The 254-nt window shown below is 59.8% G+C and carries 1 pseudogene; it reads right to left on the bottom strand.

Features of this window, described 5'->3' with window-relative positions:
* Positions 1-118: 118 nt before the first annotated feature.
* Positions 119-254, bottom strand: a pseudogene (locus DL891_RS17000) (IS3 family transposase); the annotation flags it as partial.

The raw sequence follows: 254 nt of genomic DNA, 5'->3' as shown, positions 1-254 counted from the left end.
AGTCGACGCCGGCACTCGGCGCTCGGCTACCGGCGCCCCAACGAAGTGCACTACGATTACCAAAAGCCAGCCACGGCAGCGTAAGAATTCAATCGAATCCGCTGTCCGAAATCACCGCAGCAGCCCAGTCGAAGTGGACACGCCGATACCCGTAGGTCCCTTCGGATTCTTCGAAGAAATGATGAACCCTGGCCGTCAACGCTTCCCTGCGGGCCGCCGTAGCCGACTGCGGACGCACCAACCAATGGTAGAAA

This window comes from Homoserinimonas sp. OAct 916 (genome assembly GCF_003260275.1).
Classification (GTDB): Bacteria; Actinomycetota; Actinomycetes; order Actinomycetales; family Microbacteriaceae; genus OACT-916.
This window is presented reverse-complemented; position numbering and strand designations above follow the sequence as displayed.